This is a genomic window from Sulfurimonas sp. (assembly GCF_047622445.1).
Lineage (GTDB): Bacteria > Campylobacterota > Campylobacteria > Campylobacterales > Sulfurimonadaceae > Sulfurimonas.
This window is the reverse complement of sequence record NZ_JBLHOE010000103.1, coordinates 1-7,016: the sequence shown is the minus strand read 5'-3', so window position 1 is coordinate 7,016 and position 7,016 is coordinate 1. Positions and strand designations below refer to the sequence as shown.

Here is a 7,016-nt window from a genome sequence, read left to right as displayed (position 1 = left end):
ACTAGATCACATAGCTACTTAGGTAATTTATCTCCTTCAAAATTTGAGGAAATTAATTCGATGTTACGAAATGGAATAGCTGCTTAGAAATAAGTCAAAAAGTGTGTGAATTTAAGTTACCACTCCACTGTTACAAGTTGGTCAATTTTATAATTATCTTTAATATCAATTAAGTTTCTTGGACATGGACTTAATAAGGCTACTCTAAATAATAGATTTTCTATCTCAATTTCTTTAATTTCAAATTTTTTCAGTGCTCTACAAGAATCATTCAATATGTTTTTAGAAAAATTCTTGATTTCATCAATATCACCATTCAAAGCTTGTGTAATTAAAAATGGGTTTGAATTATATTGAGCATTTATGCCATTGACAGCAAAGTCTTTTAATTCAGGTCTTATTAAAAGTATTAAATCTTTGATTTCATCTTTAATCCAAGTTATATGTAATTTTTGAGTTTTTAATGCATTGAATCTTAAGATTTCTTCTTCAACTAAATGTTTTGATGCAGATCGATAGGAAATAAGTATTTTAAATCCGTTATTAATAATAGTAGAAAAAATACTATTTATACTTTTATCTAAGAACTTATCAATATCGTCGTATATAAACAAATACTTTTTAGTGTGATTTAAGTATTTTAAGTCAGATTCAACATTGTCTTGCTTTGTAAATACAACAGGAATATAGTCACTCTTTAATAAAGCTAGATGTTTTAGTAGGTGAGACTTTCCATGTCCTCCTGTTGCAAAAACTTCTAATACATTATTATCTGATTTTAAAAATTCTTTGAAGTCTTTATCATAAGATGAGATTTTTTTAGAAGTATGTTCATTTAATTGAGTTTCAAATTTTTTAAAGTGGTTTACTATATCTAAATTATAAGCCTTACAATCAAGTCTTTGGTTTAAAGTATAATATATATCATTACATTTTTGTTGATCATTTTCTGCAATAGATATAATAGTATGAAGGTCTAATAAATCTTCTTCATCAATACCCATTTTTTTCAATTTTAACTTTATTTTATCACTAAAATCTGGAACACCTACAAGATAACACATTTTTAATTTGTAATCTTTGTATGGCTTTAGCTCTTCTTTTTCATTTTGTTTTTTAATAGTAGAATAAATTTTATCTGCAGTTAATGTTGATGTTACTTGTATAAGTAGTTCATTTTCTTCATCTATTAGATCAATTGCCGGAAAGTTATCATAAAAAACTTCGTTAGCATTACTTATTTTAAATCTACAAGCACTATTTAAAAGATGCATAAATATATCTTCACCATATTTATTAATATCATACAATCCACTTTTAGTATCTTGCTCAACTTTTAATTTTATAAATAATAGCTTTTCTTTTATATATTCTAACTGTTTTATATAATCTATCAAGCAAATACTCCTCTGTAGAATTAAAAATATTATATATTTAAAGTACTTTAGCTGTTGTTAATTATTAGAATTTATATGAATAATTGAAATCACACTACTGCTTCCTATTACTTATGAAGTAGGATAATCTATTAAAAAACTTATTACTATAAGACTTATATTTGGAGCACAAAGTATTCAAATGAGTTTTCCATGTTCCACAAAGTGTTCATAAAGTCTAAATGTTATATTCCCACAAACCCTTAGGAATTTTGGAACAAAAAACTTTAACACTAATCATTCATAAAATTCGAATCCCTTTTCATCATCCATGAGTTGAAATTTTGAATAACTAACAAATCTCGGTGCCAATTCGGTGCCATTATATACCTGTTATATACTTTTAGGCTTTATTTCTTAAATGTGAAAACTTCGATATATCGGGTATATGAGGGTATTTAAGGGATTAGTTGAAAGTTTCCCTCTACCCCATCCACTTAATTACTACGTATAATTTTCCCACAACTCTATTTGGTCCACACATAGTTTATATTATTCCTTTGTTTTGTTTTAAATAAATCTTCTTCAAAATTATTTTTTTCATAAAATATATTCAAACCTTTGCTAATTGATAACAATCCTATAGTATTAAACTCTTTTTTTAAACAGTTTATTAAATATGTTCCCAAACCATTTTTCTGATAATATGCATCTATTGATATTTGATTTATATAAATCTTTTTTAAAAATTCATCTTTTATCTTGTAGTCTATAAATCCAATTCTATCAATATCTATATATAAATCCAATTGATTACTATTTTTAGTTTTATGTTCATAATATGAATAAAAAGTGCATCGTGAAAAAGCCTAACAGAAATCTGTTAATGTTAATTCGAGTAGACCTAGGCTTTATGTGTAGTTATTGTGTTTTTAAAGAATTATAAAAACGAAGTCAAATACAGATCAAGTATTATGATATTGGATTCATTGTATCGCAATAACACAGGGTAATTAAAAAAGATATATAGTTCTTTATAGGCTTAAGTAAATTGAAAGCTAAGATACTGTTAAACTCCAGTTTCGTAATTAAATATTAATCAGTTCATGATTTTTTCTTTTCCAATACAAGTAATTATGCAAAGTATCTGCAACTACATCTGCCATAATCGCTCTTAAAGGAGTCGAAAATGACTAAGAAACTTGTACTTTACACTTTTATAGATGCCTTTGGATACGAGATATATAAACAGCATCCATACTTCTTAAAAGACATCATCACTGATAAGCAATCCTTAAAATCAGTACTTGGATTTACAAACACTTGTCTTCCTTCTATACTGTCGGGAAAATACCCTCAGGAACATAAACAAGCATCACTATTTTTTTATAGTGATAACTCCCCTTTTAAGTGGATGAGAGCACTTTCTTTTTTACCAGGATTTTTTGACCGTTTTAGAGTTCGAAATATTTTAAGTAAACTTGTGAAGAGACTCCATAATTACACGGGATACTTTCAACTTTACTCCATACCATTTGATAAACTCGCTTACTTTGACTTCACCGAAAAAAGAGATTATTTTGTGCCTGGTGCTCCATTTAACACTATTTTTGATTATTGTGTAGAAAATAACATTGACTACCATTGTTCAAACTGGCGTAAGAGTGAAGAAGAAAACTTAGATGCTCTCAATGAGCAAATACAAGAAGCTAAAATCAAATTTGCTTGGCTCTATTTACCTAGTCTTGATGGCACAATGCACATGCATGGTACACAGAGTATAAAGACAGAAGAAAAAATACAATTACTTGATAAACAAATAACTAAAGCATACAATGAAGCTCTCAAACATTATGATGAAGTAAGTCTTTATGTTTTTAGTGATCATGGAATGTATGACGTAACAAAGGGTTATGACGTAATCAAAGATATTGACTCTCTTGGCTTAAAATACGGTGAAGACTATGTTGCTATGTATGATTCTACAATGGCACGTTTTTGGTTTAAAAACCCTTTGGCAAAAGAGAAAATCATACATAAACTCTCACAAATTGAAGATGGTGAAATCCTTAGTGACAAAGCCCTTAAAGAAGTTAAAACGTATTTTGAAGATGGACATTTTGGAGAGCTTTTCTTTTTAATGGATCCTAGCGTCATGATTAACCCAAGCTATTTTGGGAAGAACCTAATCAACGGTATGCATGGGTACCACCCTAATGCATCCGGATCAAATGCAATGCTCCTGAGCAATCAAAGCATTGACAACTCCATTGTTAGTATTACAGATATACGAAAAACAATGGAGCAAGAGTTAGCGGTATAAGATTATGAATAATCATACAAAAATAAAAGAAAACCTATTTTTAATAGAACCAATAAGATACATACAAGTCTTACGTAAAAATGTATGGCTTATTTTATTTGGTATGATCATTTTCACCGCTATGGGTGTTGTTATTGCAACAACGAAGGAGTCAAAATCTTGGAGTGCCATAGCAAAGGTAATAAGATATGATAAGAAGATTTCTATACCAAGTGATGTTCCTTACCAGTTTCAAGATTTCAATTATGAAACAGCTCTTGAAACCATTCGTACCCGAGCAAATCTTGTTGAGCTTATCCAAGACCTTAATCTTACAACAACCCCTGAAGCACTTTTTTCAAAATTTGAGATTAAACGTGGACGTAACTCAGATATTATAGAAGTTATCTTCACCGACTCAGATAAAAAACTAGCTGCACAAGCAGCGAATCAATTAAGCCATATATTTATCAAAAACTTTTTTATCATTCAAAATGCCGCTATTGAAAAAATATCTCACTACTATGAGAAGAGTAAACAAATCAAAATCAAAGATTTAGAGAAGGCTAAAAAAGACATTTCATTTTTTTTAAGTAAAAACAAACTTATTTCATTAGAACATGAACTTCAAATGAAGTATGATCAACTAAACATCATTCAACTTCAGAAACTTCAAAATAAAACACATATACAAGCATTAAAAACGACTATACAAGAAACAAGTATATCTCTAAAAAAACTACCAGATGACGTAAAACTTCGTTATGCAGTTCGTTCAGCAAAGAAAAAGTTTTTAGAACAAAAAAGAAAAGAATTACAAACACTTAAGAAAAAATACACTGTATCACATCCAAAAATAAAATCACTAGTTGGTGAAATAACACAAATTCAAAAAAGTATACAAAAACAAAAAAATGTAGTACCAGATGAAGTAACATATGGTACAAACCCATTAAAAAGTGAAATGAATATAGACTTAAGTAAGGCAAAAATTGCTTATGCAAGTGCGAAAAATACAGATATATCACTGGAGACGCAAATCCAAAAGTTAAAAAACAAAATAGCAAACTTAAGTTCACTAAAAAAACATTTTGATCAACTTTCAATGCATAAAGAAGAAGCAAAAGATCAGTTGAAAATTATATCGAATCGTTTATATGATCTTAAAATGACCATCGGTTCAAGTAAAGAAGATTTTAAACTTTTTGAAAAAGCACAGATACCAAAATATCCAAAACCAAGCTATAAAAAAATCATAGTAATTATGTTTAGTATTCTTGGTCTTACTCTATCTATTGTTATCATTTTAATTAGGGAGTTTTTAAATGACTCTATCAAAACAAAATTTGATTTAGCACAGCGTTTTGGTATTGGTGAAGTCACACAATTAGCAAGGGACAAAGTCTTGTCAGATAAGATTAAACATAGTTTTTCTTATCTAGCAAACTCATTAATTACATCAAACTGCATTGGTACTAAAATTATCAGCGTTGGTAGTGATATACCAAAAGCTGTTAATCCAAATGTGATCTCTTTACTACTAGAACAACTCAATCAACAAAACAAGAAAACTCTACACATAGAAATAACATCTATCATGGATAATGAAGAGCATGCTAAATGTATGTCAATAGAAAAAATTCTTATAAATGTAAGTCATATAAATGACAATATAGACAAAGCGTACTGGTGTATCAAAGAAGACTACTCTATCTACACTCCTAATGTGCAACAGATTAACTCTCTTATACTCGAGCTTACAAAATTAAGATATGACTATATTATTATTCAAGTACCTCCATATAGTGAAGCAGAACATTTTGTTCCTGTTTTACTTGACCTGAGTGATAACTTCATACTTACAACAAAGTTTGGAGTTTCATCGAGAAAAGTTATATATCAATTTATGAAACAAATTAAAGACGAAGATATCAGTAAAATAAAAGGAGTAATCAATGAAACGCACAGACATTTTATCTAGTGGCCTAATAGTTCTTCTATCTATAACTATCAGTGGCTGTTGGACTCATCCATCACCAAAACCGCAAGAGAATATTAAACCCATCAAAGTACATAAGGCTGGTGGGGACAAACAGTATGTAGCTGCGCAAACATTATACTTTGAACATGACAGCCATGTCCTAAGCAACACAGGTACTAAAAAACTTGACTCTATGCTTATACTTCTTAAACAAGATTCAGAGGTGAAGATATCTGTTACAGGACATGCGAGTGAAAAAGGAAGTGACAATTACAACATGATACTTTCATCTTCACGTGCGTCTTCTGTTGTTAACTACCTTTTAGCAAATGAGTTCTCTAAAGAATCAATTTTAAAAATAACTGCAAAAGGCAAAGAAGAACCTTTATGTAATGAAGAAACAATAGAATGCAATACACGTAACCGAAGAGTTGAGATAAAAACAATGTATGGTAATTCCGATGAGTCATTTCATGTAACTGAGGTGGAAGTACATACGCTTCGTCAATCTAAAAGTGATTCACAGGTAAAAGCTGAATTACTTAGTTTACATGAGAACAAACATTCTTCATATACTATTGGTTCAGGAGATAAATTCAACATATTTGTATATGGTGAAGAAGAACTCAACATTAAAAATGGAATTGTAAAACCTGATGGTACTTTTACTGTTTCAATGATAGGTGATGTAAAAATCTCTGGCTTAACGATTAACCAAGCAATGAAAAAAATATCATCTGCATTACAAAAGTACATGATTGAACCTATTGTGACTTTAGTTCCTTCGGAGTTTAGATCTAAAAACTATACTATTTTAGGAAAGGTATTAAAACCAGGAAATTATCCAGTAGAAGAAAATTCAAAAGTACTTGACACTATTGCAGATGCTGAGGGTCTTTCTATTGGTATCTTTAAAGATAACACGATTGAACTCGCTGATCTTGAACATGCTTTTATTCGTCGTGGTACAAATGTACTTCCTGTGAATTTTGTTGAACTAGTAAGAAAGGGAAATCCACTTCACAACATTCCACTTCAAGACAAAGATTATATATATATTCCATCTGCGTTAAATACAGAAGTGTATATCTTAGGTGAAGTAGCAATTCCTGGATACTTTGGATACAAAGAACATATGACACTTTCTCAACTTGTAAGTTATGCAGAAGGCTTTACCGAAGGTGCTAACATTGAACAAGTTGCAATTATACGTGGTCGTCTTGATGACCCATCTGTGTATGTAGTGAACCTTGAAGATATTATGGAAGGAAAATCAATAGATTTTTTACTTAAACCTTACGACATGATTTATATACCAAAAACGAGACTTAGTGACTGGAATACAATAATGACAATG

5 protein-coding genes are annotated in these 7,016 nt (G+C 29.6%); 3 read left to right on the top strand and 2 right to left on the bottom strand.

Annotation, left to right across the window (positions count from 1 at the left end; genetic code table 11):
- Positions 1-116: 116 nt before the first annotated feature.
- Both ACI9TV_RS15490 and ACI9TV_RS15485 read right to left on the bottom strand, forming a co-directional pair.
- Entirely contained in the window at positions 117-1,397 is a 1,281-nt protein-coding gene (locus tag ACI9TV_RS15490) for an SMEK domain-containing protein (RefSeq protein ID WP_415251723.1), read from the bottom strand.
- Positions 1,398-1,903: 506 nt separating this feature from the next.
- Positions 1,904-2,185, bottom strand: coding sequence for a GNAT family N-acetyltransferase (locus ACI9TV_RS15485; RefSeq protein ID WP_415251722.1), 282 nt, complete (start codon positions 2,183-2,185; stop codon positions 1,904-1,906).
- Between the two features lie 380 nt (positions 2,186-2,565).
- Here ACI9TV_RS15485 and ACI9TV_RS15480 point away from each other — a divergent pair, with 380 nt between their 5' ends.
- The 3 genes from ACI9TV_RS15480 to ACI9TV_RS15470 all read left to right on the top strand — a co-directional run.
- On the top strand, positions 2,566-3,699 hold the full coding sequence (locus tag ACI9TV_RS15480; RefSeq protein WP_415251721.1) for an alkaline phosphatase family protein: 1,134 nt from the start codon (positions 2,566-2,568) through the stop codon (positions 3,697-3,699).
- A gap of 4 nt (positions 3,700-3,703) precedes the next feature.
- Entirely contained in the window at positions 3,704-5,659 is a 1,956-nt protein-coding gene (locus ACI9TV_RS15475) for a GumC family protein (RefSeq protein WP_415251720.1), read from the top strand.
- The coding region (locus tag ACI9TV_RS15470) for a polysaccharide biosynthesis/export family protein (protein WP_415251719.1) at positions 5,634-7,016 on the top strand (1,383 nt) is incomplete at its 3' end. The genes ACI9TV_RS15475 and ACI9TV_RS15470, both read left to right, overlap by 26 nt.